This is a genomic window from Chitinophaga filiformis, assembly GCF_023100805.1.
Classification (GTDB): Bacteria; Bacteroidota; Bacteroidia; order Chitinophagales; family Chitinophagaceae; genus Chitinophaga; species Chitinophaga filiformis_B.
Genome location: NZ_CP095855.1, coordinates 3,274,903 through 3,297,670, shown reverse-complemented (window position 1 = coordinate 3,297,670; position 22,768 = coordinate 3,274,903). Strand labels below are relative to the sequence as shown.

General features: G+C 50.1%; 12 protein-coding genes. 8 read left to right on the top strand and 4 right to left on the bottom strand.

Going from position 1 to position 22,768, the window contains the following annotated elements:
• The first annotated feature begins 380 nt into the window (after window positions 1-380).
• The 7 genes from MYF79_RS13215 to MYF79_RS13185 all read left to right on the top strand — a co-directional run bounded on the left by MYF79_RS13215 (window position 381) and on the right by MYF79_RS13185 (window position 14,387).
• Complete coding sequence (locus MYF79_RS13215) at window positions 381-3,068, top strand: glycoside hydrolase family 3 C-terminal domain-containing protein (protein ID WP_247814342.1); 2,688 nt, start codon at window positions 381-383, stop codon at window positions 3,066-3,068.
• A 114-nt stretch (window positions 3,069-3,182) separates the two neighbouring features.
• The gene (locus MYF79_RS13210; RefSeq protein WP_247814341.1) at window positions 3,183-6,353 is read left to right on the top strand and encodes a SusC/RagA family TonB-linked outer membrane protein; all 3,171 of its coding nucleotides are present in this window, start codon (window positions 3,183-3,185) and stop codon (window positions 6,351-6,353) included.
• A 19-nt stretch (window positions 6,354-6,372) separates the two neighbouring features.
• Window positions 6,373-8,157, top strand: coding sequence for a RagB/SusD family nutrient uptake outer membrane protein (locus MYF79_RS13205; protein ID WP_247814339.1), 1,785 nt, complete (start codon window positions 6,373-6,375; stop codon window positions 8,155-8,157).
• A 48-nt stretch (window positions 8,158-8,205) separates the two neighbouring features.
• Window positions 8,206-9,783, top strand: coding sequence for a glycoside hydrolase 43 family protein (locus tag MYF79_RS13200; protein WP_247814337.1), 1,578 nt, complete (start codon window positions 8,206-8,208; stop codon window positions 9,781-9,783).
• Window positions 9,784-9,960: 177 nt separating this feature from the next.
• The gene (locus tag MYF79_RS13195; protein ID WP_247814336.1) at window positions 9,961-11,205 is read left to right on the top strand and encodes a hypothetical protein; all 1,245 of its coding nucleotides are present in this window, start codon (window positions 9,961-9,963) and stop codon (window positions 11,203-11,205) included.
• Window positions 11,206-11,235: 30 nt separating this feature from the next.
• A complete protein-coding gene (locus MYF79_RS13190; protein ID WP_247814334.1) occupies window positions 11,236-12,246 on the top strand; it encodes a non-reducing end alpha-L-arabinofuranosidase family hydrolase in 1,011 nt (336 codons plus the stop codon).
• A gap of 176 nt (window positions 12,247-12,422) precedes the next feature.
• A complete protein-coding gene (locus tag MYF79_RS13185) occupies window positions 12,423-14,387 on the top strand; it encodes an alpha/beta hydrolase-fold protein (protein WP_247814332.1) in 1,965 nt (654 codons plus the stop codon).
• Window positions 14,388-14,531: 144 nt separating this feature from the next.
• On the opposite strand, the gene MYF79_RS13180 is transcribed toward MYF79_RS13185, so the two are convergent.
• From MYF79_RS13180 to MYF79_RS13165, 4 genes are all read right to left on the bottom strand, one after another.
• Entirely contained in the window at window positions 14,532-15,575 is a 1,044-nt protein-coding gene (locus MYF79_RS13180) for an ABC transporter permease (protein ID WP_247814330.1), read from the bottom strand.
• Window positions 15,520-16,536 carry an ABC transporter ATP-binding protein gene (locus MYF79_RS13175; RefSeq protein ID WP_247814328.1) on the bottom strand — a complete coding sequence of 339 codons (1,017 nt, stop codon included), beginning with the start codon at window positions 16,534-16,536 and terminating at the stop codon, window positions 15,520-15,522. Before MYF79_RS13175 ends, MYF79_RS13180 begins: the two co-directional genes overlap by 56 nt.
• A gap of 12 nt (window positions 16,537-16,548) precedes the next feature.
• Window positions 16,549-17,415 carry an NEW3 domain-containing protein gene (locus MYF79_RS13170; protein WP_247814326.1) on the bottom strand — a complete coding sequence of 289 codons (867 nt, stop codon included), beginning with the start codon at window positions 17,413-17,415 and terminating at the stop codon, window positions 16,549-16,551.
• A gap of 115 nt (window positions 17,416-17,530) precedes the next feature.
• The gene (locus MYF79_RS13165; protein ID WP_247814325.1) at window positions 17,531-19,060 is read right to left on the bottom strand and encodes an alpha/beta hydrolase-fold protein; all 1,530 of its coding nucleotides are present in this window, start codon (window positions 19,058-19,060) and stop codon (window positions 17,531-17,533) included.
• A gap of 238 nt (window positions 19,061-19,298) precedes the next feature.
• On the opposite strand from MYF79_RS13165, the gene MYF79_RS13160 reads away from it, so the two are divergent.
• Entirely contained in the window at window positions 19,299-22,712 is a 3,414-nt protein-coding gene (locus MYF79_RS13160; RefSeq protein WP_247814323.1) for a HEAT repeat domain-containing protein, read from the top strand.
• Window positions 22,713-22,768 lie beyond the last annotated feature (56 nt).

Sequence of the window (22,768 nt, the reverse complement as noted above, 5' to 3'; positions counted from 1 at the left end):
CATGATCATCTGCACCGCTGTACCAGCAGGTGCGCCCCTCCGCGGAGTTGATGGATTTAGTCAATGGCTTGCACCTTTTAACAGGAACGCCCCTTCCCGCAGGGGATTATTTCATGCATTTCCCTTCTTCAGCGGCAAAAAACTGATCCAAACCGCACACTGGCATACAAGACAGTCACCATACATTATTCACTATTTATCAATCCATTTCAGGCAACTACCGGTCAAAATATACTCATTTAGACATTTGTGCTATTCATTTATACAAATAAGCCATGATACTTCAGTGAGTGAGGGTACATTCGCCTGGATGATATAAGCTATAGCGTCCACGTATATGAACGGACATTTTCCACGGTATTTAAAAAACTGATCTGGCAATGAAAAAAGCGAGACGATGCATTCCACTTGTCGGCCTTGTGCTGCTTATCTGTTTCCCTGGCATCCTGGCTGCCCAGCAGACAGCAGGCGGAAAAACTACTGACCTCACCGATGGCGCATCCAAAAAGGATGACTATCGGCACTATCCGATGTGGAACACTTCCCTTCCAATAGAACAGCGTGTCAATGACCTGGTAAGTCGCCTCACGCTGGAAGAAAAAGTAGGTCAGATGCTGAATGCAGCACCGGCCATCGTGCGCCTCGGCATTCCTGCCTATGACTGGTGGAATGAAACCCTGCATGGCGTTGCCCGTACGCCCTACCATGTTACCTCCTATCCGCAGGCCATTGGAATGGCTGCCACCTGGGACACAGCGGCGCTCTACCAGATGGCTGACTATTCTGCTACCGAGGGCCGGGCTGTACACAATAAGGCCACATCTACAGGCAGAAACAATGAGCGGTACATGGGCCTTACTTATTGGACACCCAACATCAACATATTCCGTGATCCCCGCTGGGGCCGTGGTCAGGAAACCTACGGCGAAGATCCCTACCTGACGGCAAAACTGGGCGCTGCTTTCGTCCGCGGTTTGCAAGGAGATGATCCTAAATACCTGAAAGCGGCTGCCTGCGCCAAACATTTTGCCGTTCACAGCGGTCCTGAGCCCAGCCGGCATGCCGATAACTTCACTCCTTCCGCACATGACCTCTGGGACACCTACCTGCCGGCATTCCATGAATTGATTGTCAATGCCCGGGTAGCAGGGGTTATGTGTGCTTATAACGCATTAAACAGCCAGCCCTGTTGTGCCAATGACCTGTTGATGAATGATATTCTGCGCCACCAGTGGAAATTTGATGGTTATGTTACCAGCGATTGCTGGGCGATCGATGACTTCTTCAAATACCATAAGACACATAAGGACGCCACATCGGCCGCCGTGGATGCCATCATTCATGGCACTGATGTAGAATGCGGCACTTCCGTATACTATTCATTGGTAGATGCCGTAAAAAAAGGCCTGCTCACAGAACAGCAGCTGGACGTTTCCGTAAAGCGGCTGTTTACCATCCGTTACCGCCTGGGTATGTTCGACCCCGCTTCGCAGGTTAAATATGCACAAACACCGGAATCGGTGCTCGAATCGCCCGAACATGTTGCCCATGCACTTAAAATGGCCAGGGAATCCATTGTATTGTTGCAAAACCGCGACCAGTTGCTACCGCTCAGCAGGACTATCAGGAAGATAGCAGTGATCGGCCCCAATGCTGACAATAAAATAGCAGTACTGGGCAATTACAATGGCACACCATCCCATGTTGTAACGCTGCTGGAGGGCATAAAGAAGAAACTGGGACCGGACGCGGAGGTTATCTATGAAAAGGCGGTCAATTATACCAACGATACGCTCCTTGCCTACCGAGACATTGCCCCGCTGCTTTCTTTTAACGGTGAGCAGGGCGTGCAGGCGCAGTATTATAACAATGAAAAACTCAGCGGAGAGCCTGTAAAGAGCCTGATCGAAAAAGACATAGACCATTACTGGGCAGAGGGACAAACACCTGTACCAGGGCTGGGCACTATTCACTATTCTGCGCGGTACACCACCCTCTTATCGGCCCCAAAGAGTGAGACAATGAATTTTGAAATTGAGGGGGATGATGGTTACCGGCTTTATATCAACGACAAAATGATCGTTGATGCCTGGCAGCGGAACCGCTGGGGTGCCCGGCAATTCCTGTTGCCCGTTAAAAAAGACAGCACTTATAAGATCGTTATAGAGTTCTATCAGAATGAAGGGAATGCCGGTATCAGGCTGAAAGCCGGCGACCGCGTAAAAACAGATTTCACCGCCCTGGCAGAAAAACTGAAAGGCGTGGATGCGATCATTTTTGCCGGGGGCATATCCCCGCAACTGGAGGGAGAAGAGATGCCTGTGCAGGTACCGGGATTTAACGGGGGCGACAGGACCAGCATTATGCTGCCACAGGTACAAACCGAGCTCCTGCAGGCGCTTCAGCGCGGCGGTAAACCAGTGGTTTTTGTGATGATGACCGGCAGCGCTATTGCCTGTCCCTGGGAGAACGAAAACATACCGGCCATTCTTAACGCATGGTATGGAGGGCAGGAAGCAGGAACAGCGATTGCCGATGTATTGTTTGGCGATTATAATCCTTCCGGCCGCCTGCCTGTTACCTTCTACCAGTCAGATAAAGACCTGCCGGCATTCGGCGATTACTCCATGCAAGGCAGGACCTATCGCTATTTTAACGGGAAGGCCTTATATCCCTTCGGATACGGATTAAGCTACAGCCGCTTTAACTACAGCCAGCTGAATATCCCTGAAAATACGGCGCAAGGTACACCGCTGGCAGTGAAAGCCATTGTTACCAACACAGGAGACCGCGACGGCGATGAAGTTGTTCAGCTCTATGTGAGCCATCCCGGCATCGCGGGAGCGCCCGTCAAAGCACTGAAAGGCTTCCGGCGTGTCCACTTACAACGTGGAGAGACAAAGGCGCTTAGCTTCAGGCTGACGCCGGAAGAGCTGTCGCTGATCAATGAAAAAGGAATAGCATATCAACCAAAAGGAAAGATAACAATCAGTATAGGGGGAAGACAACCAGGAACAGATCATCAGTCCACCAGTAATGTAGTATCAAAAACAATCCTGATCCACTAGGAAGCAGCAACGCAACATAGCACTGTAGTATCCATGCCTTCTCATGCAGATGGCTACGGGCCAACTATGCCTTGCACATTCCAGCATTTTACAAAATGAAATAAAACCACGATTATGAAATTTTCGGTTACGCACAGCTTGCAAAAAGCGTCAACCTTCTTCAGATGCCTATGGGGGAAAACGATGCTCACTTGTCTATTTGCTCTTCTGGCCGCGGCACAGGCCAACGCTCAAAACATCACTATTAGCGGGCGCGTTATCGGCGACGACGGAACAGGCATTCCGGGCGCCAGCGTACAGGTAAAAGGCGCTAAAAACGGCGTACAAAGCAACAGTGAAGGCTTCTTCAAACTTACGGCGCCTGCTAACGCCACACTACTGATCTCTTCCGTGGGTTTCGTACCGCGCGAAATGGCCGTTAACCGGCAAACCACCCTGAACATCACTTTAAAATCGTCCGTCAGCGATCTGGAACAGGTGGTGGTAATAGGCTATGGTACCGCAAAGAAGAAAGATGTAACAGGGGCAACGGTTTCTGTGAAGGGAGAAACATTAAGAGAAGTTGGCGCTCCCAATATTTATAACCAGTTACAGGGCCGCGCCGCTGGTATTGACATTGTAAACAATGGCTCCAGCATAGGCACCGGCGGTGAGATCAGGATCAGGGGCAACCGCTCCCTTGCCTCCAGCTCAAACTCTAACAATGCGCAGAACGGACCATTGCTGGTGGTGGACGGTATACCCCTTTCGGGCGGTAGCATCAATGATATCAATCCCAATGATATTGCCACCATCGATGTACTGAAAGATGCATCAGCTACGGCTATATACGGCTCGCGCGGATCGGGCGGCGTTATTATCATTACCACTAAAAGAGGCCGGCAGGGCAAGTCTGTCACGAGTTATGACGGTTATGTGGGCGTTTCCCAGGCAATGGGCACCTACGACCTCTTTAACGCACAGGAATATGCCGCCTTCAAAGATGCCGCTAAACAGGGGCAGCCAAATCCCAACAATCCCCATCCTAACGCCCTCACTCCGATTGAACAGGAGAACCTGGCAAAAGGTGTCAACACAGACTGGCAAAAACTATTGCTGACAACAGGTATCCGTACGGACCATAACATCAGCGTTTCCGGCGGAAATGAAACGACACTGTACAGTTTTGGCTTCGGCGTTTTTCGCGAAACAGGCATTGTACCTGATCAGCGCTTTGACCGTGGCTCCCTGCACATCGCCATCGATCATAAGATGACGGAACGCCTGAAAGTAGGGCTGACCACTACCAATACCATGAGCTGGGCCAACCGTGTCAATACCAACGCTTATGGCGCGGCCACCAGGTTAAGTCCATTGTACCTGCCCTACAATGCTGACGGCAGCATCAACTTCCAGCCTGCTATACAACAATCCAACGATGCACAACAGATAAGCCCACTCACCTCCATCGGTAACAACGAAAAGATCAAAGCCCGTACACGCCGGTTCAGAACACTGACAAATGTGTACGGAGAGCTGGAGATCATCAAGGGGCTTAAATTAAGAAGCAGCCTGGCGCTAGACTGGATACAGACCATGAACAACAACTACACCGGCCCGGGAACCGTGTTCAATACAAACACGACGACCGCCGGCGCTACCCTGAGCCAGTCGAACGATGAAACATGGAGCTATACCGTTGACAACTCGCTGAGTTACGAAAAGACATTTGCAGAAAAACATAAGATCCAGGCCACAGCCCTGCATGAGGTAGTGAAGAACTTCAATCAGAGCCAGCAGTTCAACGGGCAGGGTGTTCCGGTCGATTATATCCAGGATTACAATTTCCAGCTGGCCAATTCGCTGACAGCAAATGCATCGGGCTACAGTGACCGCGGACTGCTCTCTTATATGGGACGTGTGTTTTATTCCTACGACGACCGCTATATGTTAACAGCTACTGTCAGGACCGATGGCGCTTCTGTACTGGCTCCCGGCAATCAGTGGTTCACCTATCCCGCTTTGTCGGCAGGATGGAACATGAGCAACGAGAACTTCATGCGCAATATCAAGTGGATAGATAATCTTAAGCTCAGAGTGGGATGGGGCGTAAGTTCAAATCAGACCATTGCGCCTTATACCACCATCGGTAGTCTCTCTTCCAATTTCTACAACTATGGCGCCGGCACCTCCCCCAATGTAAACTTTGTATCGGGCTACACGGTCAACACATTGCCGAATCCCAGGCTCACGTGGGAATCTACAAGGGGCTACAACATAGGGCTGGATTTCGGATTCTTCAATAACCGTTTGAGCGGTGCTGTTGAATACTACAACGTCAACACCCGCGACATCCTGTTGAGTAAAGAATTGCCACGCAGCAGAGGCGCCAACTCTGTATTGGTGAACCAGGGAAAGACCGCCGGTCATGGCGTGGAGATAACGCTCAGCAGCCTGAATGTGAAAAGCCGTAGCGGGTTCACCTGGAATACAGACCTGAATTTTTCCATGGCCAGGGAAAAGATCGTTGCGTTGCAACCCGGCCTGACCCAGGACGTGGGCAATGGCTGGTATGTAGGGCAACCGCTGACCGTCATTTATGACGTAAAGAAGATCGGTATATGGCAGCTTGGCGAGAAAGAGAATGCCAGCAAATACGGCGCTGCACCGGGCGATATCAAGATACAGGATGTTAATGGCAATGGCACCATTGGTGCGGAAGACCGCCAGGTGATCGGCAATTTCCAGCCGGACTTTGTATTTGGTTTCAGTAACCGCTTTGCCTATAAGAACTTTGATCTGAACATTGTAACCTTCGGCCGTATCGGGCAAACAGTGGTGGTAACCTATCTGACCGCCGATGGCGGCGCTGCCGGTTATCCGTTCTTTATGAACAGCCGTGTGAACCAATACAAGGTGAATTACTGGACACCAGACAATCCTACGAACGAATTCCCGCAGCCTGATGCCAGCAGGGACGCTTTACAGTATACCTCTACCCTGTCTTACCGCGATGGTTCTTTTATAAAGATACGATCCATCAACCTGGGCTATAATCTTCCATCGAAGATCACCAGCAGGATCGGCATCAATTCCATGCGCCTTTACCTGGCCGCACAGAATCCGTTCATACTCTGGGCGCCACTCGTACATGACGGACTGGGAATTGATCCTGAAGGGAACGGCAATGGTAATGCTGTCGGTTCTACAGCAGGCGGAACGCCTGTAGTAGGCAGGGCTATCACGGTAGGAATGGGTGTACCTCCTACACGGCAGTATATGTTTGGTGTTAACGTTAAATTCTAATCCTGAAACTTCGCTCAATATGAAACTGAATATAAAAATAGCGTGTCTGCTGCTGACTGCATTCGTGTTAACGGGCACGTCCTGTAAAAAAGTCCTGGAAGAGCAGCCAAGGGCAACGATCGATCCTGCCTATTTCAGAACACCGGAAGGCCTGGAAGGAGGCGTTGCCGGTATATACTCTTCTTTCCGCGGTCACTGGGGAACACAGATCTTTACGCAGCTGTTCAATAGCGGCACAGACGAGATGATCAGGGGTGGCGCTGCGGATGTGCAACACAACTTCACCTACTCATCGCTGATGAAGAGTAACACCAACGACTATGCCGGTTTCTGGAATTCCATGTATATAGACATCAACACAGCTAATGGTGTGCTTGAATTCGGGCCTGCCGCATCTATGGATGAAGGCAAAAAAGCGCACCTGCTGGCGCAGGCAAAATTCCTCCGGGCATTTTGCTATTACTATCTCGTCACCACTTTCGGTGATGTTCCCCTCCATCTCAATTTTAATACGGAAGCAACAACTGCCGATGCAAGGGCCCCGATGGCAGAAGTATATGATGCGATCATAAAAGACCTGCAGGAGGCGGCAGCAGTATTGCCGGATCAGCCGGCTGCGGGATTGGGTAAACCCGCCTATAAGGCCACCGCGCTTTACCTGCTGGCAAAAACCTATTTATGGCGGGGATGGTCTGCCGCAGCAAAGCCGACTGACTTCACCGACGCCTTTAATACCGCTAAAAGTATCATCGACAACAAAGGTACTTATGGCCTTGATCTCTGGCCTGTGTTTTCCCAGGGTTTCCTGGAAGGCAATGAATACGGACGTGAGACACTGATGGTGATTGATCATACCAAAGACCTGAAGTTTGGCGAGAACTCCCAGACCGGTACAGGCGCTGGTAACCTGAAAGAAAATAAATCCAACTTTTTCTTCCGCCCCAATTATCCTACCGTCAATGCAAATTATCCCGATGCCGGAGGCGCTTATGTTTGTGTAAGGGATGTTCAGAATGGCCGCCCATGGCAAAGGATAAGACCCAATATGCGTTATGTACTGAATGTGGCTTTTGCCAACAGGGCTACTGACTCCCGCTATGATGGTACCTTCCAGACAATCTGGTTATCCAACAGCGTACCTGCTTCCGCCAAAGGCACCGCAGGTGCTGCTACACCACGAGGCACCCTTGTGAATGGTGTTGACACCGCCATCTGGATGGCCGACAGAGTAGTGACGCCAGCGGAAAGAGCTGCCTTCAAGGGAATCATTTTCGAACCTGATTACCTGCCTGGTGCAACAATACCTTATACCAGCCTGCTTTTCCCTTCGCTGCGCAAATGGGACGATTCTACAAGAGCTGATATGAACGATTATTCTGACAGACCGTACATCCTGTTCCGCTTTTCTGAAGTGTACCTGATTGCGGCAGAAGCGGCGCTGAAAGGGGGAGGAACCCTACAGCAGGCAGCCGATATGCTAAATGTACTGAGAATAAGGGCTGCATTGAAACCCGGGCAAACACCGGAACAGTATGCCGCCGCAGTGGCTGCACAGACCATCACAGCGGCACAGGTAACGCTGGACTTTATTCTCGACGAACGTACCAGGGAGCTATATGGTGAGTGCAACAGATGGTACGATCTTTCGCGCACGAAAACGCTTGTTGCCAGGGTAAAACAATACAATGATGAAGCAGCAGCCAATGTGGTGCAGGAACATATGTTGAGGCCCATTCCCCAGCAACAGATAGACCTGGTGACAGAAGGCCCTGCCTTTCCACAGAACCCCTGGTATGGGAATTGACGGATGGCACAAGCACTGTTTTAAAATTACATGGACCATACGAATATCATGAAAGAAAAAACTGTATACCAGTACCTGTTTGCCTTAACGCTGGTGTTTACCACGCTGCAATTACATGCCCAGCAGGCGGTGAATCCCATCATTTATGCGGATGTACCCGACATGTCCATATTACGCGTTGGCAACACCTATTACATGAGCAGCACCACCATGCATATGAGCCCAGGGGTACCCATTATGAAATCCACCGACCTGGTTAACTGGAAGATGGTCAGTTATGCATACAAGGTGCTTGATGATGTGGACGAGTTAAACCTGGACAATGGAAAGAGCACCTATGGCAGGGGATCCTGGGCCAGCAGCCTGCGTTATCATAATGGCGTCTTTTATGTCAGCACTTTTGCCGGCACTACAGGGAAGACATACATCTATTCTACCAGGGATATTGAAAAAGGTCCATGGAAAGCAGTGGCTTTCAAACCTGCCTTACATGATCATTCTCTTTTCTTTGATGACGATGGCCGCGTATACATGGTGTACGGCTCCGGCAGGATCATGCTGGCAGAGCTGAATGAAGATCTCTCCGGACTTAAGCCGGGTACAGACAGTAAAGTGATCATAGAAAATGCGACTTCGCCGGCAGGCGCCAATATTGGTCTGCCGGCGGAAGGCTCGCAGTTGTTCAAGGTCAATGGCAAGTATTATCTCTTTAACATCTGCTGGCCAAAGGGCGGTATGCGTACGGTGACCATCCATCGTGCAGATAAAATCACCGGGCCTTATGAAGGGCGTGTGGCCCTGCAGGATAAAGGCGTAGCGCAGGGAGGCCTGGTCAGTACGCCCGCGGGAGTATGGTATGCATACCTGTTCCGGGATTACGGTGCTGTAGGCAGGATCCCCTACCTGGTGCCGGTAAAATGGGAAGACGGCTGGCCAGTGCTTGGCATAGATGGTAAAGTTCCCGATACATTACACCTGCCCGCCGGCAAAGGCTATAACCCTGGCATCGTTGCTTCGGATGAATTTACCCGAAAGCCCGGTACTTCCCCTCTCCCGCTTGTATGGCAATGGAACCACAATCCGGATAACAGTGACTGGTCGCTGTCGCAAAGGCCCGGATACCTGCGGCTTACTGCCAGCCGTATAGACACGAGTATCCTGCTTGCCCGCAATACGCTCACCCAACGGACCTTTGGGCCCGTATGTTCAGGTGTAACTGCCATTGAAGTATCAGGCATGAAGGATGGCGATTGTGCAGGATTACTACTGTTGCAGAAAAAATATGGATGGGTAGGGGTGAAAGCAGCGGCAGGCAGCAGATCAGTTGTGATGGTGAGCGCCGGATCGGAAGCGCCTGTAGAGATAGCAAGCATCCCGCTTCAGCAGGAACGCGTATACCTGAAAGTGGATTGCGATTTCCGCAACCGGACCGACAAAGGATATTTCTACTATAGCACTGACGGAAAGTCCTGGAAACAGATAGGCACTGTGCTGCAGATGTCTTACACGATACCACACTTCATGGGATACCGCTTTGGCTTGTTTAACTATGCAGGCAAGCAGGCCGGTGGATATGCCGATTTTGATTTCTTTCACATCACTGATAAAATATCAAACGACCACTAGTCGCAATACCGGCGCTCACATCATCTCAATCTGAGCGCCGGCATTGATCTATAAACCCTCAAAATGAAAAACCATGAAAGAACAACCTCCTATCTAGCATGCCATGCATGCCCACGTGACTGGCGTACAATCGCCGACCCTTTTGAAAAACTATTAAAGTACTTAACAACATTCACTATGAAAGCAACCCTTTTTCTCAGAAGCCTGGGAATATCATTTCTTTCCCTCAGTTTAGTCGTTTCTTCCTGTACTAAACAACATTCAGAAGACATTAGCCTCAATGGTCAAAAAGCAAATAAAGCAGAAGGCACAGCAGATGTTGGCATACTGGCAACTGCTACCGTCGACGCCAATACTGTACAACAAACCATCCAGGGATTTGGCGGCATGAGCGTTCCGATCTGGATAGGTGACCTGACGGCAGACCAGCGGACGAAAGCCTTTTCCACCAGTGGTATCGGTATGAGCATTCTGCGGGTAATGGTGCCCACCAGCAGCAGCCAGTTCGCGGCAGAAAAAGCCACGATCGATGCAGCCAAGGGGTATGGCGCCAAAGTAATTGCCACCGCCTGGAATGCGCCCTCCTCCATGATGGATGGATCTTATCTGCGCGCCAGTGCCTGGGGCGACTATGCAGCTCACCTGCGCGCTTATACACAGGCAGTGGGTGGTGTATATGCGCTGTCGCCATGGAATGAGCCTAATTACCTGGCATCGGAATGGATGCACGGAACGGCTACAGAGATCGCCAATTTCGTGGCAGCCCAGGGCGACAACTGCGGAGCGCCCATTATGTGCCCCGAGCCATTTAACATGGACCAGACCTTCATCAACACCTATCTCAGCAATGCTACCGCTAAGTCGAAAACACTTTTTGTAAGCGGACATATTTACGGTAAAACACCGTATAACCTGGGTAGTATCGGTAAGTCGGTATGGATGACGGAGCACTATACCAATTCTTCCATCAGCGGTAATGACTGGCCTAATGCGATGAATGCAGCCAAAGAAATTCACGACTGTATGACGGCAGGATGGGCCGCTTATGTATGGTGGTACATTCGCCGTTTTTACGGGCCGATAGATGAGAACAGCAACATCACCAAGGTAGGATATGTAATGGCACACTTTGCAAGATATGTACGTCCCGGTTATACAAAGATCGCCTGCTCTGCCAATCCGTCCACAGGTGTGTATACGACCGCTTACAAGAGCGGATCAAAAATTGTGATCGTTGCCATTAATACAAATACAGCGGTTACCTATCAGTCATTCAGCATCATCGGAGTAACAGTGAACAGTTTCAACCGTTACGTAACCACCAGTTCATCCAACCTGGCGGCAAGCAATTTCAGCATTTCAAATAACGCCTTTGGCATCAACCTGCCTGCCTCCAGTATCACGACCCTGGTTTCTAACTGATAGCTGTTTCATCATCTATTTCGCAACACTATGAAAAGATTAACATATCTGGGAGCACTGGTTATATTACTGCCACTGCTCTCCCAATGCTCGAAAAAGCTGGCCGAAGCGGCGCCTGCTGCAAGCGGGGAAAAAAGGAGTGCAAAGGTAGAAGCCATTGCCAACCCCACATGGTATGCAGAAGCCAGGTGTTTCCTGGATGGCCCTGCAGGCGCCTTCGATGATCTGGCAGTAAAAGATCCTTCTATCGTTTACGCCGGCGGCAAATATCATCTCTTTTACACAGGCCGCGATAAAGGCACCGGTGGCCTTTGGCGCATGGGATATGCTTCCGCTACTTCCGTGGGCAACCTGAAAACCGCCAGCCGCACGTATATGAGTGCGCTCAATGCCGGCTCCTATTTTTGTGCACCGCAGGTATTCTGGTTTCCCGCAAAAGGAAAATGGTTCCTGATCTACCAGAGCGGACAAGGCGCTTCCTTTTCAACCTCCACTGATGTGGGAAACCCTGCCTTATGGACACCTGTGAGAAGCATGGGTTTTGGTGATGGTATAGATTTCTGGTGCATTTCAGACGGCACTTATGTGTATTGCTTTTATTCCGCGCAGGATGGATCGCGTACTATTAAAAGGCGCAGAACAACAGTTGCCAATTTCCCTTACAACTGGGAGGCACCCACTATTGTTGCCACCAATACCTTTGAAGCGGTCCACGTTTACAGGAATAAGGCTGATGGGAAATACTACATGATCGTGGAAGATATCAACCGGTACCAGGAATTGTGGACTGCCAGCAGTCTGGGAGGCACCTGGACGCAGGTGGCCGAGAAATGGGCGTCGAAAGACAATCTGCGATTCCTTTCTGAGGCATGGACCGGCCAGGTATCACATGTTGAGGCTATCCGCTCAGGTACAGACGATAAAATGGAGATTGACAACATCGACCGCTGCCAGTTGCTGATCCAGGGAGTGCCGAATGGCGACTACGGGGACTATGGCAATATACCATATGACCTGGGCCTGATCAGGAACTATCAATAAAGTGTGTCAGGCAGTATGCTATAGAATATCAATAAACAACGCTAAATTGGGAAGAGGAATACTCACCCTGTCTGGCGTTGTTTATTCCCTTTTTAGCCCGGTATACGCTTGTTTCATCCCCTGACCCAGGGTCCCTGAATAATTAACGACACTAACATCAGTAAAAAAAAACACGTATGAAACGCTTCTGTCTTATCTCAGCCCTGTTTTGGCTATTTGTTATCCCTGTCCATTCGCAGCACATTGTGCAACAGATGCCTGCAGGTTTTGATTCTCTGCGCGCCGGCATTGCTCATGGCAGTATTGATACCATCAGTTACACATCAAAAACGGTCGGCACACAAAGAAGGGCCTTAATTTACACGCCCCCGGGATTTTCCAAAAAGAAAAAATACCCGGTCTTATATCTCTTGCATGGCATTGGCGGCGATGAGAAAGAATGGCTGAACGGAGGCAAGCCGCAGCTCATCCTGGACAACCTCTACGCCGAAGGCAAACTTGAGCCCATGATTGTCGTAATGCCGAATGGCAGGGCGATGAAAGATGACAGGGCCATTGGCAATATTATGGCGCCGGATAAGGTACAGGCCTTCGCAACATTTGAGCAGGACCTGTTAAACGATCTGATACCTTTCATTGAAAAGAAATATCCTGTTTTAGGTGACAGCGAGCACAGGGCAATAGCCGGTTTGTCCATGGGTGGCGGACAATCACTGAATTTCGGCCTGGGTAACCTGGATAAATTTGCCTGGGTAGGCGGATTTTCCTCTGCACCGAATACTAAAAAACCGGAGGAACTGGTTCCTGATCCGCAAGCCGCAAAAAGTAAACTCAAGCTGCTCTGGATCTCCTGTGGGGCAAGCGACAGGTTGATCTCTTTCAGCAAACGTACGCACGATTATCTCGTCGAAAAAGGCGTTCCTCATATCTACTATATCGAACCGGGGGTGCATGATTTTAAAGTCTGGAAGAACGGCCTGTACATGTTCTCTCAATTGATCTTCAAACCTGTTGATGTTTCCAGCTTCTCCCAATATATTTATACAGGAGAAGGAACACCGGCAAGCACCAATATTCCCGGCATAAAATACCCGCAGATAATGCCTGATAACAAGGTAATATTCCGCCTGAAGGCGCCGGAAGCACACAAGGTACAGATCGACCTGGGCAGGAAATATGACATGCGTAAGGACACCGGCGGCTACTGGTCGCTGACTACCGACACAATACCAGTTGGCTTTCATTATTACTCCCTGGTGGTCGATGGCATACCTGTCGTAGATCCCAATAGCCAGGCTTTCTATGGCATGGGCCGTATGGCAAGCGGCATAGATATTCCCGACCCGGACGGCGATTATTATACCACCAGGAATGTGCCGCATGGACAGGTACGCTCAGTGAATTATTATTCGGCTATTACCCGGTCCTGGAGAAGGGCTCATGTTTATACACCACCCGGTTATGATAAAGATACAGGCGTAAAATACCCGGTGCTCTATCTGCAGCATGGAGCAGGTGAAGATGAAACAGGCTGGCCGGGACAGGGCAAAATGAACCTGATCATGGACAACCTGATCGCCGAGAAAAAAGCAACCCCGATGATAGTGGTGATGGACAGGGGATATGCCATAGACCCACAAAGACCTGCAGTCAATAATGCATCAGGCCCCGGCCCCAGGGGAATGTCCAACAATGTTTTCCCGGAAGTGCTGGTCAAAGAAATTATTCCCATGGTCGATTCAACATTCCGGACACTGTCTGACAGGGAGCACCGGGCCATGGCCGGTCTTTCCATGGGAGGATTTCAAACCTTCCAGACAACTATGACCAACCTTGACAAATTTTCCTATATAGGCGGCTTCAGCGGCGCTGCATTTCTGCAACAAGGCACAGACATCAGCAAGATGTACGATGGCGCCTGGGCAGATCCCGCGGCATTCAACCAGAAGGTAAAGCTGGTATACCTGAGTATCGGTACCACAGAACCGGAAAGAATGTACCAGGGTGTGAAAGGCTTTCATGAGGCACTGGAAACAGCAGGCATCAAACATGTGTATTATGAATCGCCGGGTACTGCGCATGAGTGGCAGACCTGGAGGCGGTCGCTGCGGCAGTTTGCAGGGTTGATATTTAAGAACTAGTTCCGTCTATCTATGGTACTCCTGAACAACACAGCCTTGCAATAGTTGCAGGGCTGTATTGTTCAGGAGTTATCAATAGTATACCTACGCTCTACCGGATATCCATTTTCAATAAGCCTGCAGCACAGTTCAACGCCTTTGGGATCAGGTCCTTACCTCCCGTCTCATAAACCAGAAATAGGTCAGTGCAAAGCATACTGCGGTTGCGGCAAGTAAACCGCTGACCTGCGGCCATACGATCAGGATGCTTTCTCTTACAGACAGCGGGGAAGGGATCGCACCTGCCATCTGTTCCATGGTCAGGGGGCCGAGACTTCTCACTGAAGGCATCAACAGTGTTGTTGTGGCATCGGTATAGAGCTGGCTCGGCGCCAGGCGAAGCAGGTCAAGTATTAAATTGTTATAAAAGAGAATGTCGTCCTGGCCCATGAAATTAGGATCCGGAAAGAACGATCTTACGATCATGTTCACGATGATCCTGTAAAAAATAGTAAAGAACAACCATATGCCAATAGCAGTGAGCGCAGAGGTGGTGGCTTGTTTGAACTTTACAGAAAGCAGTATTGCAAGGCTCAGCCAGAAGCCCACATACAGCACAGTGAGCACAACGAAAAACAATATCCGGAAGAATTCAGCAGCCTCGATGCGCACACCGGTAATAATCAGTCCGCCTCCTATCATCAACAGGCTAAGCGACAAAAACAAAGCAGCTACGATGACCAATGCGCTCACGAACTTAGCGAGCAACAGGTTATCCCTGTATACCGGCTGTGCCAGTAACCTGATGAGGGTACCATTGTTCCGCTCTGCGTTGATCGCATCAAACCCCAGGCTGATACCCAGTATGGCTCCCAGGAAACTCATGAAAATATGGAACGGCGGTAGTGATCCATCTGTTGCCGTCAGTAACTTCAGGTAAAGAAATAAATGATCCGGATCGTTTTCATTAGAAACGGCAGCCTTTAAATTGCTCAGGGAAACATACATCGCTCCCGCAAAGGTCAGCACAATAAGTATCAGCAATACAATGAACCGCCAGCTGCGGATGTGATCGGCCACTTCTTTGCGCAGCATTACGGCGAAGGGCCGCCGGTGAATTGCAGCATCCGGCAACTCCCTCCCTGCTTCGTTCTTAATTCGCAGCCTTCCTGAAAAAAGATCTTTGAAATAAACCACTGGACTTACCATGAGACACGTTTTCAGTTAGATTATTATCAAAATACCGTTGATAGATTTCTTCCAGCCCATATTCCTTCTGATATACTCCCATAATGTCTGCACCTTTCGCCACAAAGAACCTCACCAACTCAGGAGTAATATTTTCAGCACACGATACCTCAACGCTGGCGCCCGACACAGTCACTTTTTTGACTGCCTCCATTTGCAGCAACATCGGTTCCCAGTCGGCAGTAGCAGGCAGGGGCTCCCGGAGCGTGATCGTTACCAGGTAGGATTCTTCGGAAAACAGGTACTGTGATAGCTGATGGATATTCCCGTCTGCCAGCAGTTTTCCGCCTACAAAGATCCCCACACGATCGCAGACCTGTTGTACCTGGTGCAGGTGATGGGAAGAAAGCAATACGGTAATACCCTGCTGCCGGCTCAGTTGCCGGATAAGCTGCAGGAACTCTTTTACACCGGTGGGATCAATGCCGAGTGTCGGCTCGTCGAGGATGATGACCTCGGGTTGCCGGATCAATACGTCCGCGAGGCCCAGTCGCTGTTTCATACCCCGGGAATAGGCGCTCGTCTTTTTATGCATGGCGGCGCCCAGGCCCACCAGTTCCATCATTTCCTGTGCACGCTGGTGTACCTCCTGCTCGGCTATTCCGTTTAGCCTGGCCACATACAACAGGTTCTCCAAAGCGGTCATATTGTCGTAGAACCCCACGCTATCGGGCATATAACCCACCTTGCGCTTTACGCTGATAGGATCGCTGGTGGCATTAAAACCACATACCCTGGCAGTACCACCGGAAGGTTCTGTCAGTCCCAGCATCATCAATATGGTGGTGGTCTTACCGGCACCATTAGGCCCCAGCAGTCCGAAGATCTCGCCGGCGCTGATCCTGAGATGGAGGTTGTCCACGGCTTTCAGCGAACCATAGAATTTTGTCAATCCTTCCAGTTCAATAATGGCGTTTTCCATATGTAAACACGCTTATCTTCTGCCGTATTTTCGTATCAGGTAATAAATGATGCCAACAGCCAGCAGGATGATCAGCACGCCCAGCCAGCCTGCCAGCCACGAAGTGGTGACTGTCATCCTGAAAGTGGCATTGCCGCTTGCATTGGCATTTTTAACAGAGAAATTCGTCACATAATCGCCCGCAATCGTTTTGTCGGGTACATGCAGGCGGGCTATCACATCTACAGATTTGCCCGGCTCCAGCCGCTCAACTTTCGCGGGTTCAAAAGTAGCATCCCATTTAGGGGGTGCCTGTGCAGTTAACTCCAGGCCATCCAGGGGAAGAGAGCCGGTATTTTTTATTGTCAGGTGAACAGGTTTACGGCTACCTTCTGTAATTTCATCACTCAGGCGGCCATCCGGTGTTGTCAATTCCACTGTATATGTCCCCTTGACCACGGCCTCCAGCGCCAGTTGCACCGTATCTCCCTCGGCGGTGGCTGTAACCGGGATATTGTATTTGCCCGGTTGTACGGAAGGTGAAGGAGTGATCTCGATCGTCACATCCTGGGTCCTGCTTGAATCCATTCTGAAAGAAGTCACCTGCATACCCTCTACCCGGAATGTGGCATTCCAGCCGGCTGGTATACCTGCATTGAACTCAAAAATGGCGGCGTGGTTCCTGCCATTGTACAGGGAGGCGTTGTACCTGAATGTTTCCTTTGACGTAGCCTCCAGGTTGATCAGGCGGGCTGTGAAGGTGGAAGTCCGCGCACGTGCCGGGGGACTACCCTTGAATGTAAGCGGGACAAAAGAAAATACAATAACGAGACATAAAGGGATGTAGAGGCGGAATCCGCGGCCCTCATTTCGCCGGGATTGACGAACTAGCGCTAACATAAAACTAACAAATACTTAAATTCATTAATAAAATAAAGCGCCTTTAAAAAAGGCGCTCTAATTTATAATAAATTGAATATTTCCTCCAAATGAAATTGAAAAAATTTTCTGTTTGCTATCGTACCCGGTATTGCAGATCGTTGGGGATCGGTACAGGATTTTTGCTCTCCAGCGTGCCTGGCGTAAGGTAAGACAGCCTAAGTTTAAAGTCTTCATTCCTGTGCAGGTATTCCAGGCGGAATGGATAAAATCCTTTTTGCAGCGGTAATATGTAGGAACAGGTCCGGCTGCTGTAAGAACCCTCCCACTGTATCAGCAACTGGTTGCCGAGGTAAAGTTTTGAACCCTTGTCGGCGTCCAGCACAAAAATATAATAGCCCTCCTCCTTTGCCTGCAGCAGCCCGTCAATGACCAGGGCATAATTGTTCTTTGCAGGCAGTTTATCTATATCGAAATCGGCCGTGGTGATCCCTTCCTGCTGTGGCTTCAGTAGCTTAAAATTGGTAGTACTATCCCATTTCCCTTCATAGTAAGCATAATGAAAACCTCCCGGCAGTATATTCTTTTGCTTTGTGATGGGGCTTAATCTTTTTTCAACAATAAACTCACCGGCTTTCATTTTATCATAACGTGCCCTGTTGGTGAATTGCTTCACCGTTAATCTTGTAGCATCCGTGATACTGATCTCCGGCTGTACCTTTGCAGATAAGCTGGTAGGCTGGCTTCCATCGAGCGTATAATAAGTTTTTGCCGTATCGCCGAAATACCACACTTTAAGGGGCTTGTCTTTCGTAACCATACCATTCATGGGGTGAAATTCAATCCGCCCGTTGCGCCAACCATAGGAGAACTTCAATCCGTCGTAGATGCTTTTCAGCCTTACTGAACTATGTGTTTCATCAGGGTAATTAATATGCTTCCAGGTCAATCCTGCGGGAGCCATCTTATTCAACACGGTATCCAGCGTGGCGATCTTCATACCCTCACCATCCATGCCCTCCCTGCCACTGATAAACAATGTAATATTGGAACCCGCTAATGCCGGTAACTTCTCCGGGGCGATCTTTTTTATGTAACAATCATCCCACCACAGGCTGGGATCAACAGCGATGTATGACTTGAAGGTCTTCGGCTCATTCAGCATGGCATTGATTACGAAGAGGCCGCCCAATGAATGTCCCCATAGCGTGTTATCGCCGTTAGACGGGTATTTTTTATTGATGTAAGGTATCAGTTCATCTTTGATAAAACCAAGGAAATTAGCCGCTCCCCCGGAGGTTTTCCAATCAACCAGATGAGTAGGTGTAAGATCTTTGTTACGATCAATGCCCAGGACGCTCACCACTATGGTGGGCGGCATATAACCCTCTCCTTCTACGAATGGCTGTACTTTATTGATCAAACCTGTGTTCCAGTTACCACCATCCAGCACATACAGCACGTCATATTTGTCGGCGCTTCCCGGTTTATATTGCTGGGGAACAAATACCTGTAAGAGCCGCTTCTCTTTTAATTTGTCTGAATATAAAGAGTCAAGTTTTCCTGTGTCGACCGCTCTCCAGACAGTATCCTGCGCCTTTACTATCTTACTCTTACAACAGATGACAGCTATAAGTATAGCGAAAAGGATAAGTTTAATTTTCATTGGGATGTATAGTTTGATGATTAATGGTATCCGGGCAATGGTTTCGTTTATGCAAAGTCGGCGCACAGCTATCCTGCTTTAAAAATACAAACTAAAACCCAGTATCGGAGATGAATTATCCCACCCCTGGCCACCATTCAAAAAAAAATTTCTCTTCTGCATTTTTTTTGCCCTATCTTAATCAGTCGCGTTCTGCATGCAAGAATGTGTGTAAAAATGACAATTACAGCGTCCTCATATGAAAAAACTACATGCTTTTAAGGATCCTATTCTGGCGACACTGCTCTTTTCTGCCACCTGCCTTCCTGCCTGTAAGCAGGACAGCGGACCGGCGGATAAGCGGATCAAACGAATGGATACCACTCTTACGGCCCGGCTGGCAGACTCCATCGGCGCTATTGTAAAGCCTGAACTGGCAGACAATCTTTCCCTTACCCTCTGGGGTATTGACTCTCTGGTCATATCTCCTATCGCTATTGACATAGACGACCAGGGAAGGGTGTATTACACAACGACAGACCGGCAGAAACACTCCGAATTTGATATACGCGGGCACCGGGACTGGGAAATACCATCTATCAGCCTGCAAACGGTGGAAGAGCGACGTGCGTTCCTGCACAAGGAGCTATCGCCAGAGAACAGCAAAAAGAACGGATGGCTGGCAGACCTGAACGGCGACAGCTCTCACGACTGGCGCGACCTGACCATTGAAAAGGAACATGTGTACCGCCTGGATGATGTTTCCGGCGATGGTGTGGCAGACCAGGCACAATTGGTAGTAGACGACTTCCACGATGAAGTGACAGACGTTGCCGGCGGCGTACTGGCTGAGGGCGATGATCTCTACCTGGCCGTAGCGCCGGATCTCTGGCGCATCAGAGACAAGAACCATGACGGTATTGCAGATGAAAAAACATCTATTTCCCACGGATATGGCATCCATGTAGGCTTTAGCGGCCATGGTATGTCGGGCGTGGAAATGGGACCTGATGGCCGCATTTACTGGCAGATAGGTGATATCGGGTTTAACGGCAAAGGCCCTGACGGGCAGCAATGGTCCTTCCCTAACTGTGGTGTACTGGCCCGCTCCAATCCCGATGGCAGCGATTTTGAAATATATTCCTATGGCATCCGTAATACGCACGAATTTGCCTTTGATGAATATGGCAATATCATCAGCGAAGACAATGACGGCGACCATCCCGGTGAAAGCGAACGCCTGGTATACCTGGTGAATGGCGGCGATCAGGGCTGGCGCAGCAACTGGCAATACGGTAAATACCGTGACGCCGACAACAACAACTACAAGGTCTGGATGGACGAAAAGATGTACGTGCCCCGTTTTGAAGGACAGGCGGCTTATATCACGCCTTGTATCAGCAACTTCGTCAATGGTCCTGCAGGTTTTGTATACAATCCCGGTACTGCATTAGGGCCCGCTTATAAGAATACCTTCTTCGTAGCAGAGTTTGTGGGCAACCCTTCCAATTCCGGTATACATGCCTTTAAACTGAACCCAAAAGGCGCCACTTTCGAGCTGGGCGAGCATAAAAAAGTGCTGGGCGGCGTACTGCCCACCGGTATCGACTTCGGACCAGATGGCGCATTATATGTAGCTGACTGGATCGATGGCTGGGAAACACATAACTACGGCCGTATCTGGAAGCTGGACGATAAAAGCCAGGCTGCTACCGCAGAAAGGAAAACCACTAAATCCTTACTGGCGGAAGATTTCAGCAAGCGTAAGGAAACAGAGCTGGCCGGCTTCCTGAAGAACCCCGACATGCGCGTACGCATGAAGGCACAGTTCGAACTGGTGAAGCGCAAAGAAAAAGGCGCTCCTTTGTTTGAGCAGGCATTAAAACAGACAGACAATCAGCTGGCAAGGGTACACGCCATATGGGGACTGAGCCAGCTGGCCCGCCAGGATAAACAATATGCAAAAGCATTACTGCCGCTGTTGAAAGACAGCGACCCGGAAATACGGGCACAGGCAGCCAAATGGCTGGGCGATATCCGCTATAAAGAAGCCGGAGCGGCCCTGGTACCAGTATTGAAAGATACTGCCAGCCGTGCACGTTTCTTCGCTGCGGAAGCTTTGGGCAGAATACAGTATGCCCCTGCTGTACAACCGCTGATATCCTTCCTGGAGGCTAACAACGACGTGGATGCCTATCAACGGCATGCCGGCGCACTGGCACTGTCCCGCATCGGTCAGGCAGCACCGCTGATCGCGCTGTCAAACAGCCCTTCCCGCGCACTGCGTATTGCAGCAGTAGTAGCGTTGAGAAGAATGAGCCATCCTGGTATTGCTGCATTCCTGAATGATAAAGATGAATTTGTAGTAACGGAGACTGCCCGCGCTATCAATGACGACCTCTCCATTAAAGAGGCATTGCCTGCACTGGCTAACCTGCTTGGTACTACCACCTTTAAAAACGAGGCGCTGATCCGCCGCGCTATCAACGCCAACCTGCGGGTAGGCACAGATGCCGCCATGCATAACCTGGTGGACTATGCGCAGAAAGCGGGCAGCCCGGCGCCAATGCGCGCAGAAGCGATAGACGCTTTAAGCGTATGGGCTAAACCCTCTGTGCTGGACCGTGTTGACGGAAGACTGCGCGGAGAAGTAAAAAGGAACCCGGCGCCGGTAGTGAATATTTCCACTGCACCACTCACCGCCCTCTTAAAGGATAAAGAGCTGCCGGTGCGCATCAGTGCAGCCAAAGCCATCGCTAAACTACAGATCAAACAAGCCGGTCCCCAGGTGCTGGCAGCTGTAAAAACGGACAAGGACGCAGCGATGCGGGCTGCTTCACTGGAAACATTGGTCGCCCTGCAGGATGCAGGTGTAGAACAGGGTATCACCGCTGCACTGGCCGACAAAGAAAAATCAGTGCGCGTAACCGGTCTGGACCTGCTGAGCAAAATGCATTTGTCTGAAAATGTAATGGTGAACCTGCTCACAGGGGTCATTGCCAACAAGACCATGGAAGAAAAACAGGCCGCCCTGCTCACCCTGGGCAAACTGCCGTCACAGTATACAGAGAAGCCGCTGAACGACCTGCTCGATAAGATGGCTGCCGGTCAGCTGGATCCGGACATCTACCTCGAACTGGGTGAGGCAATCGACAGCAGCCGCTCTACACAGCTGGCCACCCGTTACAAAGCGGTGAACAGTAAAATGGCATCCAACGATATGATGGCCTCCTACCGCAGCTGCCTGCTGGGTGGCGATCCAAGAAGAGGCAGGCAGATATTTTTCCATAACGAAAACTCCCAGTGTATGCGCTGTCACTCTTATGATGACCGTGGCGGTACCGCAGGGCCACGGCTAAACGGTGTTGCCGGCCGCATTACCAGGGAACAGATCCTGCAGGCACTTATCACTCCCAGCGCCCGCCTGGCGCCAGGATATGGTATGGTGACGCTGGAACTGAAAGATGGCAAAAAGGTGAACGGCATTCTGCAGGGCGAGACCAAAACCGGGTTGACGATCAAGGAAGGTAATACAGAACGCACTATTGCAGCCGACCAGATCGTACACAAGGACTACGCTCAATCCAGTATGCCGGATATGAAACTGATCCTGTCCAAGAAAGAGATCAGGGATGTGGTAAGCTTTTTGGCAGAACAAAAAACAGACAATTAACCGTATTGGCTATAAAATAGAAATGGCTGCATCGATATCTGATGCAGCCATTTTTG